Raw genomic sequence first — 25,332 nt, 5'->3', positions numbered from 1 at the left:
TTTCATCGCCTTAGCGTGGTGATCATGACGCACGAGAACACTGTCCCTCGCACCCCCCGACTCGATTTCGCCAAGGCCGCCCCCACGGCGTTCAAGGCACTGATCTCCTTGGACGCCGCAGCGTGCCAGGATCTTGACCCGGCCCTCGCCGAACTGGTCAAGATTCGCGCCTCGCAACTCAACGGCTGCGCGTACTTCCTGCACATGCACACCTCGGACGCGCGCAAGGCCGGTGAGAGCGAGGAACGGCTCCACATGATCGCTGTCTGGAGGGAGGCGGCGGGCTTCTTCGCCGACAAGGAGCGCGCGGCGCTCGACCTGACCGAAGCCGTCACCCTGGTGGCCCAGGGCGGTATCCCTGACGACTTGTATGCCCGTACTGCCGCGTACTTCGACGAGCACGAGTTGGCCGGGCTGCTGGCTCTGATCTGCACGATCAACACCTGGAACCGCATCGCCCTGAGCACCGGAAAGGTGCCGGTCCCGCAGGGCCCGGGGGTGCGGCGATGACCGGCAACGGCAACCAGGCGGGGCGGTTTCGGCGCCCGGGCGCGGCGCTGACGTTGCTGGCGTTCGCCCAGTTGATCATTTCTCTCGACTACAACATCGTGTACGTGGCTCTGCCGGAGATCGGTTCGGCGCTTGGCTTCTCGGCGCAGACGCTGCAGTGGGTGGTGAGCGCCTACGCGGTCGCGTTCGGCGGGTTCCTGCTGTCGGGCGGACGAGCCGTGGACCTGCTCGGGCCACGACGGATGTTCGTGTTGGGGCTGGTGGTCTACGCGGTGTCGTCGCTGGCCGGCGGGCTGGCCACCGCGACTCTGCCGTTGGTAGCGGCCCGCGCGGCGCAGGGGCTGGGCGGCGCGTTGCTGTTTCCCGCGACGCTGACGCTGGTGTCCACGGGATTCGCCGAAGGCCGTGCGCGGAACCGGGCGTTCGCGGTTTGGGGCACCGCCGGCGGCAGCGGCATGATCCTCGGGTCGCTGTTGGGTGGGGTACTGACCGGTGCCTTCGGCTGGTCCGCTGTCTTCTTCGTCAACGTGCCGCTGGCCGGCGCCGCCGCCCTGCTGGCCCTGCCGCTGGTCCCGCGCGGTGGCGCGCAGAGGAGTGGGCGCAGGTTCGACCTGGCAGGAGCGCTCACCGTAACCGCCGGAACGACGCTCATGGTGTTCGCCCTCGTTCAAGGACCCGAGTACGGGTGGACTGCGTTGTCGGTACTGGGTGCGGCGGTGGCCGGTGTGCTGCTACTGACGGCGTTCGCGGTCATCGAGTCCCGCGGCACGGACCCGCTGCTGCCGCTGCGGCTGCTGCGCCGCCGGGACCTGGGCACCGGCGCGCTGGTCACCTTTTTGTACATGGCGACGTTCGGCACCCTGCTGTACTTCCTGACCAGCTACTTCCAGCTGGTCCACGGCTACGACGCGCTGCGCACCGGCTTGGCCTTCCTGGTGCCGATGGCCGCCATCGTCGCCGGATCCCAACTCGCCGGACGCCTGGCGACCGCCCGCGGCACCCGCACCGCCATGATCGCCGGGTTGGTGGTCGGTGGCCTCGGGACGCTCGTGGTGGGCTTGAGCCTGTCCACTGGCGGCTCCTACCTGGCGCTGCTGCCAGGCCTGATGGTCCTTGGTATCGGCCAGGGCGCCGGCTACACGCTGATGTTCGGCGCCGCCACCGCCGGAACCGCCGCGCACCAACAAGGTGTCGCCTCTGCAGTGGCGTCCACCGCCCAGCAGATCGGCGGAGCCGTCGGCCTGGCCATCCTGGTCACCATCGCGAGCGCCTCCACCAATGGCATGACAGGTTCGGCGTTGCGCGCCGCCACCGCTGACGGCCTGCGAGCCGCCTTCTTCGTCGCGGCCGCCGGCATCGCCCTCACCGCCCTGGTCGCTCTCGGCTTCACCCCGGCCCGCCGCCCGCGCATCCCCGCCTGACACCGAAAGAAGAGATCATGAACGCATTGCACACGCTGCGCTCCGTCGTCCGGGGTCGGGTCCTGTTGCCGGAAGACACCGGCTTCGACGCGGCCCACCGCCCTTGGAACCTGGCCGTGGAGCAACCGGTGGCGGCCGTCGTCGAGGCTGCCGACGCCGACGACGTCGCCGCGCTGGTCCGCTACAGCCGCTCCGCCGGGCTCGGCATCGCCACCCAGCCGAACGGGCACGGAGCCACCGGCCGCACCAACGGCGCCATCCTGCTGCGCACCGGCCGGATGGACACCCTCCAGATCGACCCGGACGGTTGCCGTGCCCGCATCGGCGCAGGCGTGCCCACCGGCGCAGTCCAGGCCGCCGCCGCACCGTACGGACTGACCGGCCTGCCCGGCAGTTCACCGGTCGTCAGTGTCACCGGCGTCGCCCTCGGCGGTGGCCTGAGTTGGTTCGGCCGCACATACGGCTGGGTCGCCGACAGCGTCACAGCCTTCGACATCGTCGACGCCGAGGCCCGGCAGCGGCACGTCACCGCCGACACCGACCCCGACCTGTTCTGGGCCCTGCGCGGTGGTGGCGGCGACTACGCCATCGTCACCAACCTGGAAGTCTCCCTGCATCCCGCACGTCGCCTGTTCGGCGGGCGGATGCTGTGGGACGCCCTGCACGCCCCGTACGTGATGGAGGCCTACCGGCAGATCACCACCACCGCGCCCGACGAGCTGACCGTTTGGATGGACCTGCTGCACTTCCCCGGCTCCGACCCCATGGTCGCCGTGGACGCCACCTACCTCGGCGATGCCTGCGAGGCGCGTGACCTGCTGAGCCCCTTGGAGGACCTGCCCCGGCCGCTGTCTGACAGCAGGCGGACCATGTCGGTCGCCGAGCTCGGATCCATCACCGCGGAACCGACCGACCCTGGGCCGGGCATGTCGCGCTGCGAGCTGCTCACAGACCTGGACGACGCCACGGTCAAGACTCTGCTGGCTGAGCCGATCGCCCCGCTACTGAGCGCGCAGATCCGGCACCTGGGCGGCGCGTTCACCCGCCCGTCCGACAGCCCGCACGGCCCGCTGAGCGAGCCCTACGCGCTCTATCTGTTCGGCGTCCCCAGCGACCCGGCGACCGCCGACGCAGTCACCGCCAAGCAGCGCGCCCTCGCCGACAGTCTTCCCGTCAGTGGACGCAAGCCCCTCACCTTCCTCAACCCGACCGAGACCCTGGCCGACGCCTTCACCCCCGCCACGCTCGCCCGCCTGCGTAGCGTCAAGCGCCGACGCGACCCACACAACCTCCTTCGATCGAACTTTCCGGTGGGAGGCTGAAGGGATCAGAAGAGGAGCCTGCTGCTCGGGGCGGGCGTAGGAGAAAAGCACCTCGAACCGCAGAATCACCGTCTGCCGTACGCCTTGGTCAAGCGGCGACACGGTGGGTCCCCTCCGACTCAGTCCTCGACGAACCCCGAGCGCGCGGCTCGAGATGAGTGCGCCTCCCGCCAGGCCGGGTATAGGCGCTCGGACCAAGCTACGAAGCTGGACGGCCGTCACCGCGCGCGACGGTCCTACCGTTCGAGTCGGCCTCGTCTGTCCGCTCTCGCGATGGCGCCAGCCTCGTGCGGATGGTGTCGCTTAGACTCCACCGGTCCGTGCCCTGAAGGATGAAGCCACCAGACCTTCCTCGATCAATGGCCTCGAGCAACTTCTTCTGCTGATCCGGGCTGAGGTCGCCGAGCATCATCGAGGCAAGATCCAGGGCGTGGTACAGCTCGAAGGCGCTACGGGACTTGTCGATGGTGGCGAGTACCGCGTCGAAGTCACGCAGTTCTGGCCGTTCCTGCATGATCGCGAGTGCGGTGATGCGCTCGCCTTCGGCGGTCCCGAGGAGTCGCTGACGTACGTCTTCCTTCTCGAAGGTTCGCGTCGCCGCCTCTTGGCGAGCATCCGCCGCAACCTGCTCCAGTAGCCGCGTGCGTTCAGGCCCGGGGGATATGGATTCGCGGATCGTCCCGTATAGCGAGGCCGTCGGACGCATGGCCTCGAGTAGGTCCTGTGCACGCTCGCGGAGGTGCTTCGCCTGAACCAGATCGCCGCGGCTAGCCGCTTCGTCGGCCCTGGCGTTCAATTCGGACGCCTTTCGGCTCAGCGTGAGCTTGGCTCCACCCCACTCCATGGTCCTGATGTCCAGGTCCGTCAGGAGTAGGAACAGGAGCACGCTGCCCACTAGCAGCAGGGTTACCGCTCCTCCACCGTTGTCGGTCATGAAGACTGCGGCCACGCCGGCGCCGAAGGATGCCACGCCGAGTGCGCCCTGCAGGGCCGGTCTGACCATGGACTGGGCAGATCGCTTGGTGGGTGTCGTCACGTCACGGCTCCTCACGAGTCAGCTTCCGCCCACGGCATCCGACCGAAGGAAGTGATGACATGAACGCCCAGGACCTTGATCGGTAACCAGGAGGCTACAGATCCCAAAGCAAGCCTCGCGGGTCTTTTGGAAGAGGGCAGCTGGGGTCGTCCTGCAGCGCGGGCGGTCGAACACCTCGCACGCACGCAGTGACAGGACGTCAGTCCGATTCGTCGATCGGGTACCCGGTGCCCTACGGCGTGATGTAGGCGCAAGACCACAGCCGTGCCGCGGGCCAGATGAGGTGAACTGCGGGGGGAGGATCGGGTGAGTTCTGCCCCCTTAGTTGCGGATGGGCGAACTGCGGGCTATGGTTCCTGCTGTCAGGAACCATCCGGTTGCTCCTATGTAGCCCATCTTGGGGGGAACTACCATGACAGACGCATCGACCGCCGCCGCGGCACCTGTGCAGATCGCAGTGGACAAAGGTCAACCTGTTCGGGTCATGAAGGTGCACGAGCACCTCTCAATCGGGACCATGCCGTGGGGTCGCCTGTCCCGGATCGTTCCGGATCCGCGCCGCGCTGAGGACCCGAAGGCATTGCAGTACGCGTCGGCGGCTGACCGTGAGCAGGCGGAAATTCGCAACGAAGTGCAGCGGATGATCAACAGGACGAAGAAGGGGGAGAACGCCGGCGACTATGCTCGCTACATTGCTCGCGGTCTCCGTGGTCAGTTGGGCCCGGGGTGGACAACGCCTCCGTTCGCCCTGTGGATTCCGAATGATCTTGAGCATGTTGCTGCGCAAGGCCCGTTCGGGGAGGACGTCATCGCGTATCTTCCCTTCGATGTCAACGGTGTTCTCGTGGATGCAGAGACGCAGCACCTCGCCCATGTCCTGCTCGCCGAGGCTCCACAGGTATACGGGATGACGAAAGAGCAGGTGAGTAACCGGACCATCGCCGTAGAGATCTACCACGGCATTGATCTGGCGGCTGCTCGACAGATCTTCCATGATAGGAACCTGCTAGGGGTCATTCCGAACAAGACTGTTGCCCTGAATTCGGATTCGCGAGACATCGCGACTGGTATTGCTGTCTCTATCATGGAGGGCGTGGTAGTCGAGCATCCACGGACTCGAATTGACGTGCCGTTGAAGACTCTCGTCTCGGTCAACAAGCGGCAGTTGGGTGCCAAGGACGACGAATGGATGACTCTATCTACCCTGCGTTCGTTCGTGGTTACGGCGCTGTTTGGGCGTGCGGGCATTGAGATGACTAGTGCCGCTGTTACTCCGGAGGCCATCCCTACTGGGTTAAAGGAAGAGGATGCTAGGGATGAGATCGTCCATGTTGCTGGGGTGCTCTTCCAGGCTTTCCAGAGTCAGTTCGCAAACCGAACGTCTACTGTAATCGCGGCCCCTGCGGTGCTTGCTTCTCTAGGTGCAGTCGCGCATCGGAGCCTGTCGTGGACTACTGGTGCACGTCGCCCGCACGCCGACCTCGTCCAGATGCTCTCATCCGTGAATTGGAGCAGGGACCCTCATGCATGGGACGGGATCGCAGGTAAGGCAACGGCTTCAGGTCGGCTCTCGCTTGCTGGAGGAGTAAAAGACAACGGGTCTAAGACGGCGACTGCTCTTGAGGACAGCACGTCCCACGCCTACCACCGCATTCGCGGGCTTGCCTGAGCACTGATGACTGTCCCCGACCGTACATCGGTACGGTCGGGGAATGTTCTCCGTGCGACGAACGACCGGTCCCCGATGCGGCGTGCGGAGGCCCGGATCACGCTCGGAGTGGTCGCCGCCAGAGCGGGGGAACTGGAGCAGGCCGTGGGGCAGGGCGGCCGAGCCCTGACCGACGGGGCGAAGAGATCGGTCCCGTCGCTTCTGATGTGCTCGGCCGAACTTGCCGCCATCCTTCGCCAACGCTTCGCAGGCGAAGGCACCACCCGCGACTACCTCGACCAACTCCCAGCGCTCGGCTCGACATGAGTGCGCCGCCCAGGTGGGCGGGACCGCGCTGCTGAACGTGGCCCAACCCACCCCTGACGCAGTGGGGTAGCTATGCGAACTGGCCGGGCTGGTACTCACCGCCCGGCTGCTGAAGCGTGACGTTGATGCGGTTGTAGGTGTTGATGAGGGCGATCAGGCATACCAGGGCGGCGAGCTGGTCCTCGTCATAGTGCTTGACCGCGTTGGCCCAGGCCTCGTCGGTGACACCGCCGGCTGCGTCGGCGATGCGAGTGCCCTGCTCGGTGAGCTCGAGTGCAGCGCGCTCGGCTTCGGTGAAGACCGTGGCCTCGCGCCAGGCGGCGACCAGGGCGAGTCGAACCGGGTCTTCACCGGCGTGGACGGCGTCCTTGGTGTGCATGTCGAGGCAGAGCGCGCAGCCGTTGATCTGGCTGGCGCGGATCTTCACCAGTTCCTGTGTGGCGGCCGGTAGCGTCGACTGGGTCAGGACCGCGCCTGCCGAGTTGATGTGCTTCGCGACCTTCATCGCAAGGGCGTTGCCGAAAAAGTTCAGTCGGGCTTCCACGGTGATCTCCTCGCCGGTCATGGTGGCTTACACCGCCTTGACTCCGTCGCCCGGCAAAGTGTGACAGCCGTAGGTTGGATCCGTCGTTCGTCGCCGCCCGCCGTGGGAGGAGTGCTTGAGCCATGAGACACCCACGTCGTGACGAGTCCGGGCGAGTTCGGGGTGTCGTGATCGTCCTCGTCCTGGTGGCCGGGGTTCTCGGCTACACGTGGTGGTCGCAGTCGAAGCCGGTGGCGATGGAGGGACTCCCCGACGAGTCGACCGTCGCAGACGCGTGCGCCAAGCATGGATACTTCCCGGCGGCAGCCGCCTACGACGGGCCAGGGCCTCACCCGGTTGAAGTCGCGATCAAGAAGCAGAAGGAGAGCGGCGACGCTGGCCCTTACAACCACCTGACCATGCGCACGATCGGTGAGCAGCAGCTGCCGCCCGCGCTGGAGAATCCGGGCAGCACCGTCCAGCTGATCGCCTGTCTCGAGCGGAACGGCGTGGGTAGGCAGGTTGAGACCTGCTTCTTCGACGCCAGCAAGGTTCCGATGTATGCGGCGACCTACGACGTGACCGTCTACGAGGCGCGCACAGGTAAGGGCGTGGGATCGGCCATGCTCGTCGACGCGGAGCTTCCCATCTGTCCGTCGATGATGATCGTGGAGGGTGGCGGTAAGGCGAGGCTGTTCACTGAACCAAGCGCGCGCCAGGTCGACAAGGCTCTGAAGGAGTTCACGTCCTGAGGTGCGCAGCGCGAATCTCCGCCTCGACGCGCCGTGACGATCGAAGGCGGACTTCCCGGGAGTTGGTTGGCTGGCCCAGGTGCGGAAGGTGCAGGCTGGATCCACGTGCCGCATAGCCAACAACGACGCTAGGGAGAGGCGTACCCGATCGTGAGTGACCTTGCTGCCTTCGCTGAACTGGTACCCCTCGACCATGGGCTGTGTGTGGTCAGCGCGTTGCGGGGCGACGGAAGTGTCCAGTCGTCGGTGGTCAACGCCGGCGTTCTCGACCATCCACTGCGACAAGGACAGGTTGTCGCGCTCGTCGCCATCGGCGGCTCCCGCAAGCTGGACTACCTGCGTGCGAACCCCCGAGCCACGATCGTCGCCCGGGCGGGCTGGCAGTGGGCGACCGTCGAGGGTGACGTCGAGATCATCGGCCCTGACGACCCGCATCCCGACGTTGACAGTGAAGCGTTGAGGCTGCTGCTGCGGGACATCTTCCGCGCCGCCGGCGGTACCCACGAGGACTTCGACACCTACGACCGGGTGATGGCGCAGGAGCGACGAGCCGCCGTCCTCATCACTCCCCGCCGCGTCTACTCCAACCCGCAGGGCTGATGACGCGAGACGACGTGCTCGCGCATTGCGCTGCCCAACCTGGAGCCGTGGAGGACTACCCGTTCGGTGAGGGCCTCGCGGTGTTCAAGGTGGGAGGCCGCATGTTCGCCCTTGTCCCGCTCGAGGGCAGCCCTGCCAGCGTGAACCTCAAGTGCGACCCGGAGCTGGCCCTGGAGCTGCGGGACCGTCACCCGTCGGTCCGCCCCGGTTACCACCAGAACAAGCGGCACTGGAACACCGTCGACCTCGACGGTTCCATCGAGAGCGGCGAGCTCGGCTGGATGATCGACCACTCCTACGAGCTGGTGGTCGCCAAGCTGCCCCGAGCCGTCCGTGCGCAGATCCAAACCGGTTGACCGGTCGCGGGCCGTAATTGAGGTGCCCGGCGAACCGGCGGTGGGCTAGAGTCCCGGGGTGCTCTGTCAGATCTACGGCTGACCCGGACCCGGGGGCAACGCTCCCGTCCGCGTCCGCGTACCCATGTGCGCCCCCCGGAGGGCTTCCCTCTCGCGGCGGTCAGCGCACGGGTTCCTTGTATCTGTTTCGCCGTAGACCCGAAATGAGTGATCGTCCATGTCTCGTCGCCGTGCCCACATCGCGATGGTCGGCATTCCCGCCGTCAGCCACGTCCTGCCCAGCCTCGAGATCATCCGCGAGCTGGTGGCCCGCGGCCATCGGGTGACGTACGCCAACGACCCTGCCGTGACCGACCTGATCGCATCCACCAGCGCTGAACTGGTCCCCTGCACCTCCGTGCTGCCGGTCGCCGACAACAACTGGCCCGAGGATCCCATCGCCGCGATGGGGCTCTTCCTCGACGACGCGATTCAGGCTCTGCCCCAGCTGCGCGCCGCCTACGACCAGGACCGCGCGGACCTCTACCTGTACGACATCGGCGCCTACGCCGCGCGCGCCCTCGCCGAGACGCAGGACCGTCCCGTCCTGCAACTGTCCCCGACCTTTGTCGGTTGGAAGAGCTACAGCGAGGACATGGCGGCACACCTGTGGCACCTGCCGGGTGCTGATGCCTACCGGGCGAAGTTCGCACAGTGGCTCGCCGACTGCGGGGCGTCCACCACCGACATGGACGACTTCTCCGGACGGCCCGCGCGGGCGCTGGCGCTGATCCCTGAAGCGATGCAACCGCACGCCGACGAGGTCGACACCGAGACGGTGACGTTCGTCGGTCCCTGTTTCGACCTGCGTGGGGGTGCGGAAGGCTGGACGCGTCCCGCCGATGCCGAGAACGTTCTTCTGGTCTCCCTGGGTTCGGCGTACACGCGACAGCCGGAGTTCTACCGCCAGTGTCTGGCGGCCTACGGCAACCTGCCCGGCTGGCATGTCGTACTCCAGGTCGGGAAGCACGCCGACGTGCGGGAACTCGGCGACATCCCGCCCAACGTCGAGGTGCACTCGTGGGTGCCCCAGCGGGCGATCCTGGAGCAGGCCGATGCCTTTGTCACCCATGCCGGGATGGGCGGCTGCAGTGAAGGGCTGCTGTCCGGTGTCCCGATGATCGCCGTCCCGCAGGCGGCGGAGCAGTTCATGAACGCCGATCGGCTCGTCGAACTGGGTGTGGCCCGCCGCATCGACACCGCCGACGCCACGGCCGAGAGCCTGCGGACCGCCTTGACCGAACTGCACACTGATGCGGAGGTCACTAGCCGCCTGACGCGACTCCAGTCCGACGCGCGTGCTGAGGGCGGCACCGCGCGGGCGGCCGACCTCATCGAGCACATGCTGAGCTGATCTGCGCCCGACGCAGAAACGGCGGCCCTGGACTCGCCCCTTGCAAGGCAACGTCCCGCCGAGCAGGGGGCGCAGTCCTTGGCCGCACTAGTAGCCGGTTGCATCAAACGAGGTGGCCGTCTGTGGCGGCCCGGGACCGGAACCCCCAAGTGGGCCGTCGCGGGGCTGTGGCCGCCGAGTTAGACGCGGCGCATGCGGTAGTCCTTGCCGTTTTCGCCGACGCGGTGGAAGCCGAGCCGCATGTAGAGCCGTTCGGCATTCGGGTTGTCCTTGTCGACGTCCAGCTCGACGGGCAGGCTGGCTCGACGGCCCTCGTCGAGGATCTCGTTGATCACGACAGTGCCGATGCTCTGGCCCTGCCAAGTGGGGTCGATTTGGAGACCCGCGATTTCAATGTAGTCGGTGGTGCGGACGACGCGGAGCCGGCCGACGCGCACGTCGGCGGCACAGATCACGTAGGTGATGCTGTTAGCGATCTCGCCGCGAACCTGCTCCAGCGCGTCGTGTCGGAAGTCCTCCGCCAGGTCCGGGTTGCCGGAGACCATGCAGAGCACCTGGACGATGGCGTCGATGTCATCGAGCGTCGCAGGCCGTGTGCTGATCAGCATGCACGTACCCAACTCGCACAGCATCGGCGTAGCAACCAATTTTGCCGGGCGCGCGCCAAATCCGCCCTCGCAAGGCGACACTCAGGCCGCGCAGCGTCGCTCGCACGCGCCGATTGTTCATGCCCCGTCCGAAGCGGTCGCGTGGCGCGGCTCGTAGAGGCCGAGGTCGCCACCGCCCGGCAGGCGAATCGACGTGAGGAGGCCCCACCCCTGGTCGGTGATCGGGCTGCACTCGATACCTTTCTTGCCCAACTGGTCCACTTCCGCATTCACGTCATCGCACATGAGAAAAAGCTCATGCTTGCCGTCGCTGTCCGTGGGATGAAAGGCGAGCTCCGACGGTGGCGCCGCGAAAATCAGCCATCCGTCTCCCGCATCGATGAATGGAATGCCGAGCACATCGCGGAAGAACGTCCGATCGGCAGCGGCATCGCGGCTGTAGATGATCGCATGCATCCCAGTGATCATGGTTGCTTCCCTCCGTGAGGCGTCGGCACGGTTCTTTCGGACGAAGCGGGTTGACATGGCGACTGTAGCCGAGCTGGAGGTGGCCAGGTATCCGTCAGAGAGGAGAGGTCAGGGTGTGGCTCAAAGCCCTGATCTTGTTCGTGGTTGCCGCCATGGCTGTGCGCGGGATCTTGGCGCTGGTCGTCGGCTGGCTAAGCATCGGCCCGCTTGTTCTCTTCGTGCTCGCAGGGGTATTCCTGTGGTCCTATCCGTGGGATGAGGTCAGCGAGTCGCGCGATCTGTCCCTCTGACTTGGTGCGTCCAACCTCGGTCGGGAAATCCTCTGCGCTGCCGAGCAGCATGAGCACGTCTGTGTCCAGCCAGACGAGTGCATCTAACCAACCGCGCCGCGGAATGGGTCAGGCTGTTGCATGAGGCCGGGCGGTCGGAGGTCGGCGATCAAGCTGTCGACGATCTCGGCGAGTCGGTGCACTCCGCGCGTGGCCGCCATGTGCTCAGCGACGCGGAGCGCGGCGCCTCGGTATCGATGGTCGTCGAGCACGGAACGGATGGCACGGCGGAGCGCGGCCGGTGTCGGGGTCTCGGTTCTGATGCGACGACCGACACCTGACCAGGCGACGCGGGCGATGACTTCGGGCTTGTCCTCATGACTGCCAGCGGCCACGATCGGTACGCCGTAGCGCAGCGCGTACTGCACGCCGCCGTACCCGCCGTTCGTGACGAAGACGTCGGTCTTTGGCAGGAGGTCGTCATAGGGCAGGAACTCCGCCGCACGGGCGTTCGCGGGCAATGGCGGCAGTGATTCCACGGGGCGTCCGCCGGTCGCGATGGCGATCAGCACGTTGTCGTCGGCGAGCCCGTCGAGCGCCGGCTTGATGAGCTGGCCGTAGTCGTGGTTGGCGATTGTGCCCTGGGTGAGGTGGACCACGGGGCGCGAGCCGTCGAGTTCGTGCCACCACGCGGGGAGTGGCGCTTGCGAGCCGGAGGCTGAGATCGGTCCGGCGAAGTGCAGGGTGGCGGGTGCGTCGGACCGCGGATACTCGAACTCGGGCACGGTGAACTGCACGATGGCCTCGGCGTAACGCGGCCAGTCGAGCACCGCGAACGGAATCGAGCGGCCGTGGAGCTGGTGGAAGATCTGCTCGGCGATCCGCTCGATCGGTGGGAACACCAGCCTGTCGGTGATCATGGCGAGCGCGGTGTTGCGGAGCCGGCCGAACGGGCCGCGGAGCGGGGTGAGTCCCATGCCGAAGGGTGCCGTGTCGCGGCTGGAGATGGGCAGTGGGGTTATGCCGCACATCACGATGGGTGGCCGCCGGACCCCGGGCGGGTGGCCGAGTAGGAAGGCGCCGCCAATGAACGCCGGGTCGGTCAGTACCGCGTCGGCCGGCTCGGCGGCATGCGCCGCCATGGCGGTGTCGTGCTGGGCCAGCCCGGGCCGTACGAAGATCTGCTCGATGTCATGGGCGATCGCCTTCGTGCCCTTCAGCGCGGCCCGTTCGGGAAAGGTCTGGTTCCAGTCCTGCCGGTCGTCGAAGTCGGCTTCGGCGGGAAGAGGTAGGTGCTCGGCGCCGGTCGCCTCGATGGCCCTGGCGAATCTGGACCCGGTGAGGAAGCGCACCCGGTCACCTCGTTCGGCGAAGTGCTGCGCGACCGCGAGCAGTGGCGTGACGTGCCCGTGGATGGGTACGGCCGCGATCAAGATCGAAGACATGACGACCCCCGGTGGCCCCTTTGAGGTGGCGGCATAGGATTGGGGCCCATGGAGCAGTATTCATTTGCATATGAAGGTAGTCAATATGGCAGAAGCTGAGGGCCGCACCCGCACGTACCGTTCTGAGCTGCGACAGCGTCAGGCGGCGGAGACTCGAAGGCGCGTTGTCGAAGCCGCCGCTGGGGTGTTCAGCGAGAACGGATACCAGGCCGCGACATTTGCTCAGATCGCGAAGCGGGCCGGCGTGTCGATCGAGACGGTGCAAAAGCACGGTCCAAAGACAGCTCTCATGTGGGCTGCGGTAGAGGTGGCGTCCTTCGGTGTCGAGGGTGAGGTCGACTTCTTCGCCACCGACCTCGGCACAGCGATGATCGAGGTCCGTGACGCGGACGGCTTCGCGGCGTTCGTTGGTGAGGCGATGCTCGCGATCAACGAGCCGGCGGCCGGTGTCTGGACTGCCGTCACCGGCGCGGCCCTCGGCGACAGCGAGCTGCGGGATCACCTTGTCGAGAGGCTGGCCGGGATCAGGAGGCAGGTCGAGAACGTCCTCCGGGTGGTCGGTGAGCGCGGCTGGCTGCGTACCGACGTTGCCTTCGACGATCTTGTCGAGGCGTGCTGTGTCATCACCAGCGTCGAGAGTTACGTGCGCTTCGTGCGCCTCGACGGCAAGTCGCACGAGGAGTACCAGGCCTTCATCACGCGCACGATCCGCGACACCATCCTCAAACGCTGATCGCCGGCCGGCCGGCCGGCTTGCGGCGGCGTCCCCGCAGGCCCGCCCTTCACCCGTCCCCGCAGGCCCGCCCTTCACCCGCACCAGGCTCCAGCCCTCTCGAACCGCTGGTACCGGCAGCTCACGGATCTCCAGCACCTCCAGGCCGTTCGGCGCTGTGGACGCCCAGAGCGGTGACGGCCAGATGCAGGTCCCCAGAATTCAGCACGCTTCCGGGTGTCGAGAATGTGGTGTCGGCTCCGTCCCAGCTACACCAGTGGCCACGACAGGCCGCGATGAAGAAGGAGAACCACCGTGACGATCCAGCAGATGCACCACGTGAGCGTCGTCGTCGACGACCTTGAGGCTGCCATCGCGTTCTTTGTCGAACTCGGCATGGAGCTGGAGGGCGAGGCGCCGATCGAGGGACCCTGGGTGGACCGTGTCAACGCACTCGACGGCGTCCGAGTCAACATCGCGATGGTGCGGACCCCGGACGGCCACGGCCGGCTCGAGCTGACGAAGTTCCACTCCCCGGCGGCGGTCAGCGCTGAGCCGAAGAACGCACTGGGGAACACTCTGGGCCTCCGGAGCATCATGTTCGCCGTCGACGACATCGACGCCACGGTCGCCGGCCTGCGAGCTCGCGGTGCGGAACTCGTTGGAGAGGTGGAGCAGTACCAGGACATCTACCGGCTCTGCTACGTCCGCGGCCCCGAGGGGATCATCGTCGCGTTGGCCGAGCAGCTCAGCTGACGGCCCCAGCCGACAGTAGCTTCCGCCTCGAGCAGGTGGGCTCCCAGCCAACCAGCGACACAGTCGGATCGGGGGGTCCAGCGTTTGTTCTCGTAGCTCTTGAGGACGCCTGCGACGATGTCGTCGCGGCTCCTCGCGTCCTTCTGGATCTCCATGTGTCCCCCGTGTCAGGCGAAGGTGAGCGGGCTGTACGGGTAGAAGATGCGCTTGCCGGCCTTCTCGGCGTACGCGATCTCGCGGGCGGTCGATTCGCCGATGTAGCCGCCGGGGTTGATGACGTACACCTCGTCGGCCAGGTCGATCTTGTGGAGGTGGAGCTCACCCAGCTCGGCCTTCAGCTCGTCGCTGATCTCGTCCCCGTCGTCGGCGAACACTGCCGGCGCGACGACGATCATCTTGAGCTTGGTCAGGTCCTCGTTGACCTTCCTGAACTCCTCGCGGAACCGTGTGGAGCCGCACAGGACTGCGATGCGCGGCTTCTTGGACTCGGGCGTGTACGCCTTGATGCGGGTCTCGGGAATCCCCGCCCAGTCGAGAACCCACGCGGACATGGCGGACATGTCGTCACGGTTGGTCAGGTAGAAGGCGATGCTGGCCGCCATCTCGTCGTGGTCGGGTGCGCTCTTGCCCTCGAAGCCGGACCAGCCGCCGGCGAGGGCCGCCCACACAGTGGCGAGTTCTGTCTCGAGCGGGAGCAGCGAGGCGGCCTCGCGGGACACCTCGCTTCGCGCAGTGATGTCTGGGTCGTTGAGGATCGCGTGGTACGCCGTCGCACGGGCGGCGTGGTGCACTGCCATCTTCTTGGCCAGGCCGGTTGTGTCCTCGTTCGGGTCGTCGTACTTCTGCCCGTCGACGGAGGCGACGTCGTCTGATGGCCGGGCCGTGTTCTGCTCTGTCATGCGGTTGCCTTCACTCCATTCTTGTCCACGTTGTGTGGGGGCATGTCGTTGTGCTCGCGGCCGTCGAGGCGGCGGGCAGCCTACTTCTTACCGACCCGCTGCACGGTGGCGCTGTCGCCACGCGCGCCTACGCCGCGAGCTTTGAGGCGCTGAACTGTCGGGTGGTCGCGAAGGGACAAGTCAACCTCCGCGCGTGGTTCTGCGATCTGGAGTCGCTGGTCTTTTACATGAAAGCTTCGCCTTTCCCTGAAGACTTCGATCCCGTCGCTCATGTCGAGCCCTTCAACCGTTACCTTGCGGCGGCCGCGGGTCCGCATGGCTATGAGACGAACGAGGCCAGTGACCTGCTAGTGGTCCAACGGGCTTGAGGAGCAGCAGTCGGACGAGACCGCAGTCCCCTTCCACTTCCCCGGGGCGAGGCCGGCGAGCAGGGGTGGCTCGCCCCGAACGTGTACCGCGCTGCTCCCCCCACCTGGGCCGGAACGAGCGAGCGGGGCCAGGGAGGGCTGGCGTCTTCGGATGCCGATTGACGCCGCGAACCGCGCAGATCCGTAAAAGCCTCGCGCCAGAGGGTGACGGCCAGAGCTAGCGTGGAGCGGTTCAGTTAGTTGCCAGTAAGCAAACTTGCGCAATCTTTTTCCGGAAGGGGAAAGTTGGCAGATTTGGGTGAGTCTGAGATTTTCGCGACGATGCAGTCACTCCTTATCGGCCCTCCCAGTCTGGAGTCCTATCTCGACCGAGTGGCATGGATGGCGGCCACGATCGTGGACCCGCCGGCTTGGTGTGGGTCACCTCGCTCCAGCACGGCGGATGGCCGGTGACAGTCTGCGTCAGCGATGAGCGTGCGAGGTTGGCTGACCAGCAGCAGTACGACGATGGCGAAGGACCGTGCCTGGAGGCGATGTCGAGCGGGGTGGTCGTCAACGCGGGTGACGACGATGCGCTGAAGCGTTGGGAGCGTTACCGCGACCATGTGCGTGAGGCTGGCATCCACTCGATTCTGAGCGTTCCTCTGCAGGGTGTGGACCGGCGCTCGGTGGGAGCCCTCAATCTCTACAGCGAGCGGCCGAACGCGTTCGCGGTGGCCGACGTGCACCGCGCAGAGTCGTGCGCGCGAGATGCCACCAGGGGGCTCGCTCTTTGGCTACGCACCGCCAGCGAAGCCGAGGTCTATGAAGGGGTGGAGCGAGCTGTCATCACCCGGGCGCTTGTCGAGCAGGCCATGGGCACCCTGATGGCTCAGCACCGCTGAGATGCGCCCAGGGCATTCGACCGGCTGCGCGACCACTGCGGCAACGACGCGAGGCGGCTACGCGAAGCGGCAAGCGGGGTCATCACCGAAGTAACAGGACGCCCACCGGTTCTGGAAGCGCCGTTCGGGCTGCCCGGCGCAGGTGCCAACACGTACCCCAGAGCTGGTGGAGCTGCCACTTCCAACCACATTGCGGAAACGGGTCGCCCTGCTTGATCGACTCGTCCTCGATCGTCTGCGGATGGTCATGGACGAGGAGTGCGCAGCGCACGGGGTGCAGCCAGCTCGCCCGCTGGCCGGTGCGTTGGGGCACAAAAGGAGAGGCCCGGGGCAGGGCCGTGCTGTTACCGTCGGTCGGCCGGTGCAGCGGCTCCAAAGCCACGTTTTCTACTCGAATTGGAATCTCGACATGCGCGCCAGCCTCCGTGACGACCTGACCGCGGCCATCAAGGCCCGCGACCGCGTCGCCATCACGGCACTCCGCTCCGCCCTGGCGGCGATCGACAACGCCGAGGCCGTCCCCGTCGACCACCGCGCGGACGGTGTCACGGGTGGACAGCGCCGCGGGGAACGAACACGTCGCGGGAGCGGCGATCGGTGTGGGAGCGGCAGAGGCGCAGCGTCGTCAGCTCACCGACGCTGACGTACGGGCGATCATCGAGAACGAGGTACGGGAGCGCACGGCCGCGGCCGCGGAGTACGAGCGACTCGGCCGCGGCGACGCCGCCGAGCGACTGCGCTCCGAGGCCGAGGTGCTGAGCCGCCACCTGAGACCGACTCCCTGACGACCTCGCGGTTGGGGCGCCTACCTCGCTGTCACTTCGGCATCACAGCGGCAAAACCGTCGAGCAACCGCGCAAGGCCGAACTCGAACAGGGAGCCGAGATCGAGGTTGACGTTGGACCGCCCGGCGACGCTGGACATGATCGGGAAGGCGCCCGCGGCGAGCATCTCGGTGAGGGCCGGCCCCCTCGCCCGCATCCATTCGTCGTCGGTGATTCCGGTGTCCTGCTCGGCCTGGGCCTCGCGTTCGAGGTTCGTCGCCGTACCTCGAACGTAGTTGGCCACCGTGGTCGCCATGTGCAGCTGGGTGGCCGGGTCGAGGCCGAGACCGTCGAGTGCTCTCATGGTCCACTCGGTGTGTGCCAGGGCGTTGACCGACAGCAGGGGACGGGTGAGCGAGACGATGTGCGCGAGCCACGGGTGCCTGCGGTAGCTCGTCCACTGGACGCGGCAGACGAGTTCGAGCTGGGCGCGCCAACCGTGCGGCGGATCGGCTGGGAGTACGTCCTCTCCGAACGCGGCGTCGGCCATCAGGAACACCAGTTGGTCCTTGCTGCGGACGTGGCGGTAGATCGACATCGTGGCCACGTCGAGCTCGGTTGCCAGCCGCCGCATCGTCACCGCCGCGAGCCCTTCGGTGTCGGCGATGCTGGTTGCCGTAGCCACGATGCGAGGGACGGACAGCTCACGTTCGGAACCCTCGCCATCGCGACGGCGGGGGGGTGCGCCGATGCGAGGGACCGGCCGCCGCGTCCACCACGGTGCCGACACCGGGCACCACGCGAACGAGGCCCTCCTCGCGTAAAGCGGTCAACACCTTCGTGGCGGTCGCCATCGCGACGCCCCACTGCTGGGTGATCTGCCGGGTCGAGGGGACCCGGTCGCCCGCACGGAGCTCGCCCGTGGCGATGCGGCGGCGGATCTCGGTGAGGATCCGCACGGAGGGCGGATCGGTGTTCGCCACCGGTTGGGCCACGGTCTCGCCTTCCTTTCGTGGTGGTAGTGCGCACTAGTCCTTGACCAAGCGTGTCGGCTGGGCTGGATGGCCGTTTTCATAGGCAAAGGCCTTATCTTGCTGGGTTAGCGCTCACAACGCAGTCCGGCAAGAAAAGGCCTTTGTGGTGAAGAAGATATCGCATGTTCAGAGTCGGCGGAACGCGGCGCGTCGACGACGCCGGGTTGCGGCGCGTCACGGGTTGGCGGGGCACTGGGGCGAACAGCCGTCCCCGATGCTGGGCTCGGGGACTGTGTCCTATGAGGTCGGTGGGAACCTCGACGCGACTTGTTTCGGCGGGATCGCCGCGGTGCACCGGCTGGTGACCAAGCTGGGCCTGGTTGACCAGATCAACGAGGGTCTGCACCTGTTGAAGGTGCACCTGCCCTACCACGAGTCCGACCATGTGCTGAACCTGACCTACAACGTGATGTGTGGCGGCACCCGCCTGGAAGACATCGAACGACTCCGGCACGACACCGCCTACATGAACGCGTTGGGCGCGGACCTGATCCCAGACCCCACCACGGCCGGGGACTTCTGCCGCCGCTTCGCCGAGACCGATGTGGTGGAGTTGATGGAAGCGATCAACGCGGTCCGCCCACAGTTGTGGGCGGGTCGGGGAGGCGATCTGCTCGGCCCACTCGCCTACATCGACGCCGATGGCACGATCGTCCCCACCTCCGGGCGCCGTAAGGCCGGCATGGACATGTCCTACAACCGGATCTGGGGGTATGCGCCGCTGATCGTGTCGCTGGCCAACACCAAGGAAGTGCTCTACCTGGTCAACCGGCCCGGCAACGCCCCCAGCCACCAGGACGCGGCGACCTGGATCGACAAGGCCATCGACCTCGTGCAACCGCACGCACCACGGGTGTGTCTGCGCGGTGACACCGACTTCTCCCTGACCGCCCACTTCGACCGCTGGGCGGCCCGGGTCGACTTCGTCTTCGGCATGGACAACAACCACGCGCTACGAACCCGCGCCGAGGCGCTGGCCGAGACCTGCTGGACCCGGCTGCATCGAGACGCCACCGCCCAGAACGCCACCGCCCAGAACGCCACCGCCCAGAACGCCGCCGGCCAGAACGCCGCCGCCCAGAACGCCACCGCCCAGAACGCCGCCGGCCAGATCCGGGCTCGCCGGGACAACCACAAGCAGGCCATCGTGGCCGAACGCGGCTACCTCAACCTGGAGCTCAACTACGAAGACGTCGCCTGCTTTGACTACCAGCCCGGCAAGTGCGACCGCTCCTACCGGGTGGTCGCGCTGCGCAAGAACATCAGCCGCAGCCGCGGTGAGCAGGTGCTCATCGATGAGGTCCGCTACTTCTTCTACATCACCACCCGCACCGACCTGAGCGCCGAACAGGTCGTGGCCTGCGCCAACCAGCGCTGCGACCAGGAGAACATCATCGCAAGCCTCAAGTCCGGCGTCGGCGCACTGCGGGTGCCGCTGCACGACCTGGTCTCCAACTGGGCCTACATGGTCATCGCCGCGCTCGCCTGGAACATCAAGTCCTGGTTCGCGATGATGATGCACCGCAAAGCTGACCGCCGCGACTACATCCGCATGGAATTCCGGCGCTTCTTCAACACCATCATCCTCATCCCCGCCATGGTGACCCGCCGAGCCCGCGCCATCACCATCCGACTCATCGGCTACAACCCCGCCCTGGACCGGCTCTTCAGCGCCTGGAACACCACCGAACGAACCCGCTTCGGCTGACCCACCCCAACCCCCACCCCCGGCCCGACAGCGCCTCACACCGCCGACCACCACCGGCGGCGACCACGCCTGCCCAGACACCAAAAACCGGCGCCGAACACCCCCACACAGCCCCCGACCAGGCCACTCCGACCCCCCACCGACACCCTCAGACGTCCCACCGACATGCCCGACACGACAGCCGACATGATCAAATCGCCTTCGGCCACCGCCATCGAGCCGACTCGCTTATTTGAGGACTAGTGCACTAGTAGGACTTTGTCATGTCGATCATGGTGGGGCGAGTGCTTCGATGTGGTCGATGGTGACTTCTTGTCGGCAGGTGGGGCATGCGCCGGCGATGAGGGCGAGCACGATTTGTAGCTCGTGTACGACTGCGTACAAGCTCAGGCCGGCGCATCCTGTTTTGGGTCGAGTCTGACCATGGTGCAGAAAGCTTGGGCGATCGCGACGAGTGTGACGTGGCGGTTCCAGCCGGTCCAGGAGCGTCCTTCGAAGTGGTCGAGTCCGAGCCCGGTTTTCAGTTCGCGGTAGTCATGTTCGATCCGCCACCGGATCTTTGCCAGGTCGACGAGCTGATCGATCGGTGTGTCGGCAGGCAGGTTAGAAAGCCAGTAGTCGGTAGGCTCGTTCGCCTCATCGGGCCATTCGACCAGCAGCAGCTTCGCCGGCAAGGTCCCATCGTCTGCGCGAGGGATGTCGCGGTTGGCCGGACGTACCACGAACACCGCGAACTTCGAGGTCATGGCAGCACTCGGATTACCTTTCGTTTTTCTGGTCCCCTGCCGCCACGCCACCTCCTGGTAGGCATCGCGGCCGGCCGCCATGGCGATCTCGCGCAGACTCGATGCCGGCTTCGGGTAGTGGGGCTTGGGACGTCTGCCACGACCACCGTTACGTGGCGGTCTCACCGGCTCCGCTTCGCCGGGGTGGGCGCTGGTGCCGGCTTTGAGTGCGACCACATAGTCCAGGCCACGTTCTTCCACGCCGAGCCGGAACCTGGTGCAATCCCCATATCCGGCATCGGCAACGACGGGAAGCCTCGGCGACCCCCATTCGGTCTGCTCATCAAGCATGTCCAGCGCGAGCCGCCACTTCTCGACATGCCTCACGTCGTCAGGGACTTTGGATTCGGCTCGCTTCCGGCGGACCTTCTCGGCCTGCTCGGGATCATCACAGGCCTTGTCGTCCCAGCTTTCCGGGCAGAACAACCGCCAGTCGACCGCCGCCGAGCAGGTGTCGTTGACCGCGTGAACACTCACCCCGATCTGGCAGTTGGCGGTCTTGCCCAACGTCCCGGAATACTGCCAGGCCACACACGCCGAGGCAGGCCCGTCCTTGGGGAATCCGGTGTCGTCGATCACGTATGCCCGCGGCCCAATCGCCTGCGCAGCCCACGAGCTCAACCTGCGCCGCACCGCGGTGAAATCCCATGTCGAGGAGGTGACGAACTGCTGCAACCGCTGATGATCCACACCCAGCCGCTCCGCCATCGGCTGCATCGACTTACGCCGACCATCAGTCAACAGGCCACGCAGATACAACTCACCCGTGGCACGCTGATCCGAACGCGCAAGACAACCCAGCATGTCGGCTGCGAACTCGCCAAGCCTCGGCCGCAACTCCGCTATCTGATCAGGAGTCATGCACCGACCATGTCAGAACATCAACCACAGAACACGAAACGACACACCTAACAAAGTACTACTAGGGCGCACTACCGTATCCGCTCGTCTGTTGTCGCGGCCAGAGCTGTGATGCTTCCGATGGGCGCTGCGGTGAACTAGTACGCGCTGGCCGAACTCGTCGTCGCGGGTGCACGGTTACCCCGTCCGCGAGCGGATGTACGGCGTACGCGTTCCAGGTACGACGTCCATCGAGCTCCCATCGCGATGGAGGAGTCCAGTGAACCCGATCGCTTCCCCCACCACAGCCCGCCATCCCGTGCCGGCGCCGCCCCGACGGCGAAGTACGCGAATCCTCGCAGCCATCGCGGCAGCTACCGCGGTGGTGGGCGTCGGCGCCTGCGGGACGAGCAGTGTCGCCTTCGGCGAGCCCAGCGAGAAGGTCGCGGCCGGTCGGCTCAAGGTGGGGAGCGAGCGGAGGGATCCCGCCGTGGTCCGGACCGACAGTGGAGCGGTCCGTGGCGTGGTGGCAGCCGACCACCGGTCGTTCCTGGGTGTGCCCTACGCCGCGCCGCCGGAGGGCGTGCTGCGGTGGCGGTCTCCGACGCCGGTCGAGCCCTGGTCAGGTACCCGGGACGCGACGGCGCCTGGCCCCGGGTGCGCACAGTTGCAGGGCCTTCCGACGGACCACCCGAGTGAGGCCGAGGACTGCCTGTATCTCAACGTGACCACGCCAGGTCCCAAGCGGGTCAAGGAGATCGGCAAGGGGAAGCTGCCGGTGATGGTCTGGATCCACGGGGGCCACTTCACCTTCGGACAAGGCGACGTGTACGGCGGTGGAGCACTCGCGACCGGTGGCGACGTCATCGTGGTGTCGATGAACTACCGGTTGGGACCGCTGGGTTTCCTGGCCCACCCCGCGCTCGACGCCGACGGCGACGGCGACGCAGGTGCCGACACGGGTGCCGGCGTGGGTGCCGGCGAGCACACGTCGGGCAACTTCGGTCTGGAGGACCAGCAGGCGGCGCTGCGCTGGGTCCGGCGAAACGCCGCCGCCTTCGGAGGTGACCCGAACAACGTCACCCTCTTCGGCCAGTCCGCCGGCGCCACCAGCGTCTGCGCGCACCTCGCCGCGCCGGGCTCGGCCGGACTGTTCGACCGCGCGATCATGCAGAGCAACTCCTGCACCGCACCCACACCGGCCTACGACACAGCCGAGCAGGAAGGCCTTGCACTCGCGGCGAAACTCGGGTGCACCGACCCTGACCCGGCGGTGACAGCCGCATGCCTGCGGAAGAAGTCGGCCGCGACCCTGATCGCCGCCGCGGGCTTTCCTGGACAGGGTTTCAACCCGGGCCCGGTCACGGGCGGGTCCGTCCTCCCGGTCGACCCGGCTCGGGCCCTCGCCACCGGAAGGATCCACAAGGTACCCGTCATGATCGGCACCACCCACGACGAATATCGCGCGCAACTGTGGGGCATGGAGCGGACCGGCATGAACTGCCCGGACGAGCAAGCAGGACCTGAGCCTGAGCCCTGCCCCCTCACCGACGCGCAGTACACCGAGCAGCTCCGGGCCGTCTTCGGCGACCGGGCCAACGCCGTGGCGGCGCGCTATCCGGTCGAGGAATACGGGTCCGCCAGTGAGGCGCTGGCCGCGGCGATGACCGACTACGAGTACGTCCGACCCGCCCTGGACGCCGACGCCCTCTTCGCCCGGGACGTGGCGACCTACGCGTATGAGTTCGCCGACCCGAAGGCACCGTTCTTCGCAGGGGAGCCGGAGACGCTCTTCACCGTCGGGTACGCCGACCCGCTGGACGCCGGTCAGCGGCGCCTGTCGGGCCAGATGATCGAGTACTGGGCGAGGTTCGCCCACACCGGCAACCCGAACAGTGCGAAGACACCGGCCTGGCCACGGTTCGACAGCCGGTCACGGTACGTCCAGTCGCTGGCACCGGGCAACGGCGGGATCCGGCGTACCGACCTCGCCCGAGACCACCACTACGACTTCTGGGCCACGCTCGGCCGCTGAAGCACCCCGCATCCAAGGGCCGGGTGAGCGAGGTTATTGAACGGTCTCCCTGGGCGTGAGCGGCGGTGTCAGGCCGCCGAGCAGCTCGTGGTGGATCCGGCCGTTGGAGTACAGCCCACCGCGCTGGTCCGGAGCGGTCCCGCCGCTGTGGTCGGTGAAGGAGCCACCAGCCTCCTGGACGAGCAGGATCCAGGGTGCGTGGTCCCAGGTGTGGCAGCACTGCACGAGGTAGGCGTCGAGTTCGCCGCGGATGAGCTCGACGAGGGGGAGTGGCGTCGGGGCTGGTTGCCGGATTCCGGCCGGTAGCCGGCGCCCGACTGGCCAGGGGTGAGCGGCGACGAGCGCGTCGTCGATGCTCGCCGTCTCCGAGACGCGTAGACGTTGGTCGGGCCCGCCGACCACGCGTTCGTGGGTGCCGGTGCCGGTCGCCGCCCACCAGCGGACGTCCAACGCCGGCGCGTCGACGATGGCCACGACGATCTCGCCGCCGCTGTCGAGGGCGATCTGGATCCGCCAGTGCGGTTCACCGCGGGCGAACGCGCCCGTCCCGTCGATCGGGTCGAGGATCCAGATTCGGTCGGCGGTTCCGTCGCCGCCGAACTCCTCGCCGAGCACCCCGTCGTCGGGCCGCAGTTCGGCGAGTGCGTCCCGCAGGAGCTGCTCCACCGCTCGGTCCGCCTCGGTGACCGGGCTCGCGTCCGCCTTGGTCTGGGTGGTGACCCCGCGCTCGAAGTAGTGCTGTGCGACCACCGCCGCGCGGTCGGCGAGGGCGTGGGCCACCTCTAGGTCGGACGATGCGCGGGTGACCGGTGGGCTGCTCGGCGGGTTCGCGTGCGTGGACCGGGTACCGGCGGCCTCGTGCGCCGCGGCGACCAGCGTCGGGCCCCACCACTGCTCGCGTTCGAGGCGTTCGGTGAGCATCTTCACCTGCGGTGTGATGTCGGCTCCGTGGGCAAAGCGTGCGCAGAGGTAGTTGCCGAGGTTGGTCAGGTGGAACGCGCGGCGTAGATCCGCGAGCAGGTCGAGGTCGCCGATGTCGGTGCCCGCTACGTCGAAGTAGCCGCGTACGAACTCTGCCGCCCGGGCGACGGTGGGCCGCGCCATCGACGCGGCGATCGCGACGTCGGCCAGCCGCAGGTCCTGGTGGGCGAAGTCCCAGTCGAGGACCGCGCCGACGCTGTCCTCGCGCATCAGCACCTGGCCCGGAGCGAAGTCGCCGTGGGCGACGACCTGCGGGAACGACTCGATCGCCGCTGCGGTCAGGCGTCCGTGGACGTCCTCGGCCATCTGCCGCAGCCACGCGCCCGCCGTACCGAAGGCTTGGGCGAAGTCCGGCAGAACCTCCGCCATCGTGCCGCCGCCGGGGCGCGGCAGGGTGAGGAACTCATCGAGGCGTCCCCAGCCCGGTCGTTGCCCGAGCTGAGTCACCGGCGCTGTGGTGTGGTCGTGGAGTTCGGCGAGGAGACGGCCGTAGCTGGCCGGGTTGTGGACCGGGACGACCGGGTGTGCGCCGTCGACCCAGGAGAACGCCACCCAGATCGAGCCGTCCACCAGCGTCGGTCCCGCGAGGATGGCCGCGACGGGTGCGCCCACCTTGGCGAGGGTCACCAGGAGGTCGCACTCGTAGGCGACCTCAGGTAGGCGGCGGAAGGGCGGCGACTGACGCACCGCGACCGGCGCGCCGTCCCGGTAGGCCCGCCAGACCTTGCTGACGCGTCCGCCGGCGATCGGTTCGGCGTCCGGGCCGTCCAGCCCGAGCGCGGCCACCACTCCGGCATCGATCGACGCTGAAATCGCGAGCACCTCCTCGACGGACCGGCCACCGAGGCGGATCCAGGATCGAAGCTAGCGGCGCCGACGCGGTCAGGG

Annotated in this window: 28 protein-coding genes and 1 pseudogene; 18 read left to right on the top strand and 11 right to left on the bottom strand. The window is 67.2% G+C overall.

The features are described from left to right. Window positions 1-24 precede the first annotated feature (24 nt). From HEB94_RS05145 to HEB94_RS05135, 3 genes are read left to right on the top strand one after another with little or no spacing between them, the layout of a single operon-like run. Window positions 25-510: a carboxymuconolactone decarboxylase family protein gene (locus HEB94_RS05145; protein WP_192748852.1), complete on the top strand. Its 486-nt coding sequence runs from the start codon at window positions 25-27 to the stop codon at window positions 508-510. Next, window positions 507-1,931: an MFS transporter gene (locus tag HEB94_RS05140; protein WP_192748851.1), complete on the top strand. Its 1,425-nt coding sequence runs from the start codon at window positions 507-509 to the stop codon at window positions 1,929-1,931. Before HEB94_RS05145 ends, HEB94_RS05140 begins: the two co-directional genes overlap by 4 nt. A 17-nt stretch (window positions 1,932-1,948) precedes the next feature. Further along, on the top strand, window positions 1,949-3,253 hold the full coding sequence (locus HEB94_RS05135) for an FAD-binding oxidoreductase (protein WP_192748850.1): 1,305 nt from the start codon (window positions 1,949-1,951) through the stop codon (window positions 3,251-3,253). A gap of 199 nt (window positions 3,254-3,452) precedes the next feature. Here HEB94_RS05135 and HEB94_RS05130 read toward each other — a convergent pair whose 3' ends face one another. After that, window positions 3,453-4,289 (bottom strand): hypothetical protein, encoded by an 837-nt coding sequence (locus tag HEB94_RS05130; RefSeq protein ID WP_192748849.1) that lies wholly within the window; start codon window positions 4,287-4,289, stop codon window positions 3,453-3,455. Window positions 4,290-4,701: 412 nt separating this feature from the next. Here HEB94_RS05130 and HEB94_RS05125 point away from each other — a divergent pair, with 412 nt between their 5' ends. Next, on the top strand, window positions 4,702-5,958 hold the full coding sequence (locus tag HEB94_RS05125; RefSeq protein WP_192748848.1) for a DNA sulfur modification protein DndB: 1,257 nt from the start codon (window positions 4,702-4,704) through the stop codon (window positions 5,956-5,958). A gap of 75 nt (window positions 5,959-6,033) precedes the next feature. Further along, a complete protein-coding gene (locus tag HEB94_RS05120; protein WP_192748847.1) occupies window positions 6,034-6,264 on the top strand; it encodes a hypothetical protein in 231 nt (76 codons plus the stop codon). 70 nt (window positions 6,265-6,334) lie between these two features. On the opposite strand, the gene HEB94_RS05115 is transcribed toward HEB94_RS05120, so the two are convergent. Further along, on the bottom strand, window positions 6,335-6,829 hold the full coding sequence (locus HEB94_RS05115) for a carboxymuconolactone decarboxylase family protein (RefSeq protein WP_202896142.1): 495 nt from the start codon (window positions 6,827-6,829) through the stop codon (window positions 6,335-6,337). Between the two features lie 101 nt (window positions 6,830-6,930). On the opposite strand from HEB94_RS05115, the gene HEB94_RS05110 reads away from it, so the two are divergent. From HEB94_RS05110 to HEB94_RS05095, 4 genes are all read left to right on the top strand, one after another. Continuing rightward, a complete protein-coding gene (locus tag HEB94_RS05110) occupies window positions 6,931-7,539 on the top strand; it encodes a hypothetical protein (protein WP_192748846.1) in 609 nt (202 codons plus the stop codon). A gap of 150 nt (window positions 7,540-7,689) precedes the next feature. Next, on the top strand, window positions 7,690-8,139 hold the full coding sequence (locus tag HEB94_RS05105) for a TIGR03618 family F420-dependent PPOX class oxidoreductase (protein ID WP_192748845.1): 450 nt from the start codon (window positions 7,690-7,692) through the stop codon (window positions 8,137-8,139). Further along, the gene (locus HEB94_RS05100; RefSeq protein WP_192748844.1) at window positions 8,139-8,495 is read left to right on the top strand and encodes an MmcQ/YjbR family DNA-binding protein; all 357 of its coding nucleotides are present in this window, start codon (window positions 8,139-8,141) and stop codon (window positions 8,493-8,495) included. The genes HEB94_RS05105 and HEB94_RS05100 overlap by 1 nt, the downstream gene beginning before the upstream one ends. A 217-nt stretch (window positions 8,496-8,712) precedes the next feature. Then, window positions 8,713-9,888 carry a macrolide family glycosyltransferase gene (locus HEB94_RS05095; RefSeq protein WP_202896140.1) on the top strand — a complete coding sequence of 392 codons (1,176 nt, stop codon included), beginning with the start codon at window positions 8,713-8,715 and terminating at the stop codon, window positions 9,886-9,888. A 179-nt stretch (window positions 9,889-10,067) separates the two neighbouring features. Here the strand turns inward: HEB94_RS05095 and HEB94_RS05090 are convergent, their stop codons facing one another. Together HEB94_RS05090 and HEB94_RS05085 are read right to left on the bottom strand one after the other, a co-directional pair. Continuing rightward, entirely contained in the window at window positions 10,068-10,496 is a 429-nt protein-coding gene (locus tag HEB94_RS05090; protein WP_192748843.1) for a GNAT family N-acetyltransferase, read from the bottom strand. A 117-nt stretch (window positions 10,497-10,613) separates the two neighbouring features. After that, on the bottom strand, window positions 10,614-10,952 hold the full coding sequence (locus tag HEB94_RS05085) for a VOC family protein (protein ID WP_238361428.1): 339 nt from the start codon (window positions 10,950-10,952) through the stop codon (window positions 10,614-10,616). 125 nt (window positions 10,953-11,077) lie between these two features. Here HEB94_RS05085 and HEB94_RS05080 point away from each other — a divergent pair, with 125 nt between their 5' ends. Next, on the top strand, window positions 11,078-11,254 hold the full coding sequence (locus tag HEB94_RS05080) for a hypothetical protein (protein ID WP_192748841.1): 177 nt from the start codon (window positions 11,078-11,080) through the stop codon (window positions 11,252-11,254). Window positions 11,255-11,337: 83 nt separating this feature from the next. Here the strand turns inward: HEB94_RS05080 and HEB94_RS05075 are convergent, their stop codons facing one another. After that, the gene (locus HEB94_RS05075) at window positions 11,338-12,678 is read right to left on the bottom strand and encodes a glycosyltransferase (RefSeq protein ID WP_192748840.1); all 1,341 of its coding nucleotides are present in this window, start codon (window positions 12,676-12,678) and stop codon (window positions 11,338-11,340) included. A 70-nt stretch (window positions 12,679-12,748) separates the two neighbouring features. Between HEB94_RS05075 and HEB94_RS54360 the strand changes: the two are divergent. The 3 genes and pseudogenes from HEB94_RS54360 to HEB94_RS05065 form a co-directional block, all read left to right on the top strand. Beyond that, window positions 12,749-12,928 (top strand): annotated as a pseudogene (locus HEB94_RS54360) (TetR family transcriptional regulator); the annotation flags it as partial. Between the two features lie 39 nt (window positions 12,929-12,967). Next, entirely contained in the window at window positions 12,968-13,411 is a 444-nt protein-coding gene (locus tag HEB94_RS05070) for a hypothetical protein (protein ID WP_238361427.1), read from the top strand. A 294-nt stretch (window positions 13,412-13,705) separates the two neighbouring features. Then, window positions 13,706-14,146: a VOC family protein gene (locus tag HEB94_RS05065; RefSeq protein WP_337917476.1), complete on the top strand. Its 441-nt coding sequence runs from the start codon at window positions 13,706-13,708 to the stop codon at window positions 14,144-14,146. 167 nt (window positions 14,147-14,313) lie between these two features. Here HEB94_RS05065 and HEB94_RS50245 read toward each other — a convergent pair whose 3' ends face one another. Then, window positions 14,314-15,045 (bottom strand): hypothetical protein, encoded by a 732-nt coding sequence (locus HEB94_RS50245; RefSeq protein ID WP_238361426.1) that lies wholly within the window; start codon window positions 15,043-15,045, stop codon window positions 14,314-14,316. Window positions 15,046-15,095: 50 nt separating this feature from the next. On the opposite strand from HEB94_RS50245, the gene HEB94_RS05055 reads away from it, so the two are divergent. After that, window positions 15,096-15,413: a hypothetical protein gene (locus HEB94_RS05055; RefSeq protein ID WP_192748838.1), complete on the top strand. Its 318-nt coding sequence runs from the start codon at window positions 15,096-15,098 to the stop codon at window positions 15,411-15,413. Between the two features lie 377 nt (window positions 15,414-15,790). After that, window positions 15,791-16,297: a GAF domain-containing protein gene (locus HEB94_RS05050; RefSeq protein WP_273374911.1), complete on the top strand. Its 507-nt coding sequence runs from the start codon at window positions 15,791-15,793 to the stop codon at window positions 16,295-16,297. Between the two features lie 82 nt (window positions 16,298-16,379). Here HEB94_RS05050 and HEB94_RS05045 read toward each other — a convergent pair whose 3' ends face one another. Continuing rightward, entirely contained in the window at window positions 16,380-16,829 is a 450-nt protein-coding gene (locus HEB94_RS05045; RefSeq protein ID WP_202896139.1) for a hypothetical protein, read from the bottom strand. Window positions 16,830-16,848: 19 nt separating this feature from the next. On the opposite strand from HEB94_RS05045, the gene HEB94_RS50240 reads away from it, so the two are divergent. Beyond that, window positions 16,849-17,082 (top strand): GatB/YqeY domain-containing protein, encoded by a 234-nt coding sequence (locus HEB94_RS50240; RefSeq protein ID WP_202896138.1) that lies wholly within the window; start codon window positions 16,849-16,851, stop codon window positions 17,080-17,082. A gap of 31 nt (window positions 17,083-17,113) precedes the next feature. On the opposite strand, the gene HEB94_RS05035 is transcribed toward HEB94_RS50240, so the two are convergent. Beyond that, window positions 17,114-17,746, bottom strand: a complete 633-nt coding sequence (locus tag HEB94_RS05035) for a TetR/AcrR family transcriptional regulator (protein WP_337917475.1) — start codon at window positions 17,744-17,746, stop codon at window positions 17,114-17,116. 19 nt (window positions 17,747-17,765) lie between these two features. Further along, window positions 17,766-18,056 carry a GntR family transcriptional regulator gene (locus HEB94_RS50235; protein WP_337917474.1) on the bottom strand — a complete coding sequence of 97 codons (291 nt, stop codon included), beginning with the start codon at window positions 18,054-18,056 and terminating at the stop codon, window positions 17,766-17,768. Between the two features lie 154 nt (window positions 18,057-18,210). Between HEB94_RS50235 and HEB94_RS05030 the strand changes: the two genes are divergently transcribed. Further along, complete coding sequence (locus tag HEB94_RS05030; protein WP_420481578.1) at window positions 18,211-19,803, top strand: IS1380 family transposase; 1,593 nt, start codon at window positions 18,211-18,213, stop codon at window positions 19,801-19,803. A gap of 386 nt (window positions 19,804-20,189) precedes the next feature. Here the strand turns inward: HEB94_RS05030 and HEB94_RS05025 are convergent, their stop codons facing one another. After that, window positions 20,190-21,449 carry an IS701 family transposase gene (locus HEB94_RS05025; RefSeq protein ID WP_192748296.1) on the bottom strand — a complete coding sequence of 420 codons (1,260 nt, stop codon included), beginning with the start codon at window positions 21,447-21,449 and terminating at the stop codon, window positions 20,190-20,192. A gap of 259 nt (window positions 21,450-21,708) precedes the next feature. On the opposite strand from HEB94_RS05025, the gene HEB94_RS05020 reads away from it, so the two are divergent. Next, a complete protein-coding gene (locus tag HEB94_RS05020) occupies window positions 21,709-23,463 on the top strand; it encodes a carboxylesterase family protein (protein ID WP_202896137.1) in 1,755 nt (584 codons plus the stop codon). A gap of 33 nt (window positions 23,464-23,496) precedes the next feature. Here the strand turns inward: HEB94_RS05020 and HEB94_RS52260 are convergent, their stop codons facing one another. Next, window positions 23,497-25,266: an inositol monophosphatase family protein gene (locus tag HEB94_RS52260; protein ID WP_192748834.1), complete on the bottom strand. Its 1,770-nt coding sequence runs from the start codon at window positions 25,264-25,266 to the stop codon at window positions 23,497-23,499. Between the last annotated feature and the right edge of the window lie 66 nt (window positions 25,267-25,332).

It is taken from the genome of Actinopolymorpha pittospori, assembly GCF_014873875.1.
Classification (GTDB): domain Bacteria; phylum Actinomycetota; class Actinomycetes; order Propionibacteriales; family Actinopolymorphaceae; genus Actinopolymorpha; species Actinopolymorpha pittospori.
This window is presented reverse-complemented; position numbering and strand designations above follow the sequence as displayed.

Bases quoted from the DNA above. Each gene is read 5' to 3' on its own strand.
- HEB94_RS05145 (WP_192748852.1), top strand. From the start codon at position 25: ATGACGCACGAGAACACTGTCCCTCGCACCCCCCGACTCGATTTCGCC.
- HEB94_RS05140 (WP_192748851.1), top strand. From the start codon at position 507: ATGACCGGCAACGGCAACCAGGCGGGGCGGTTTCGGCGCCCGGGCGCG.
- HEB94_RS05135 (WP_192748850.1), top strand. From the start codon at position 1,949: ATGAACGCATTGCACACGCTGCGCTCCGTCGTCCGGGGTCGGGTCCTG.
- HEB94_RS05125 (WP_192748848.1), top strand. From the start codon at position 4,702: ATGACAGACGCATCGACCGCCGCCGCGGCACCTGTGCAGATCGCAGTG.
- HEB94_RS05120 (WP_192748847.1), top strand. From the start codon at position 6,034: ATGCGGCGTGCGGAGGCCCGGATCACGCTCGGAGTGGTCGCCGCCAGA.
- HEB94_RS05115 (WP_202896142.1), bottom strand. From the start codon at position 6,829: ATGACCGGCGAGGAGATCACCGTGGAAGCCCGACTGAACTTTTTCGGC.
- HEB94_RS05110 (WP_192748846.1), top strand. From the start codon at position 6,931: ATGAGACACCCACGTCGTGACGAGTCCGGGCGAGTTCGGGGTGTCGTG.
- HEB94_RS05100 (WP_192748844.1), top strand. From the start codon at position 8,139: ATGACGCGAGACGACGTGCTCGCGCATTGCGCTGCCCAACCTGGAGCC.
- HEB94_RS05095 (WP_202896140.1), top strand. From the start codon at position 8,713: ATGTCTCGTCGCCGTGCCCACATCGCGATGGTCGGCATTCCCGCCGTC.
- HEB94_RS05090 (WP_192748843.1), bottom strand. From the start codon at position 10,496: ATGCTGATCAGCACACGGCCTGCGACGCTCGATGACATCGACGCCATC.
- HEB94_RS05085 (WP_238361428.1), bottom strand. From the start codon at position 10,952: ATGCATGCGATCATCTACAGCCGCGATGCCGCTGCCGATCGGACGTTC.
- HEB94_RS05075 (WP_192748840.1), bottom strand. From the start codon at position 12,678: ATGTCTTCGATCTTGATCGCGGCCGTACCCATCCACGGGCACGTCACG.
- HEB94_RS05070 (WP_238361427.1), top strand. From the start codon at position 12,968: ATGTGGGCTGCGGTAGAGGTGGCGTCCTTCGGTGTCGAGGGTGAGGTC.
- HEB94_RS50245 (WP_238361426.1), bottom strand. From the start codon at position 15,045: ATGACAGAGCAGAACACGGCCCGGCCATCAGACGACGTCGCCTCCGTC.
- HEB94_RS05050 (WP_273374911.1), top strand. From the start codon at position 15,791: ATGGATGGCGGCCACGATCGTGGACCCGCCGGCTTGGTGTGGGTCACC.
- HEB94_RS05025 (WP_192748296.1), bottom strand. From the start codon at position 21,449: ATGACTCCTGATCAGATAGCGGAGTTGCGGCCGAGGCTTGGCGAGTTC.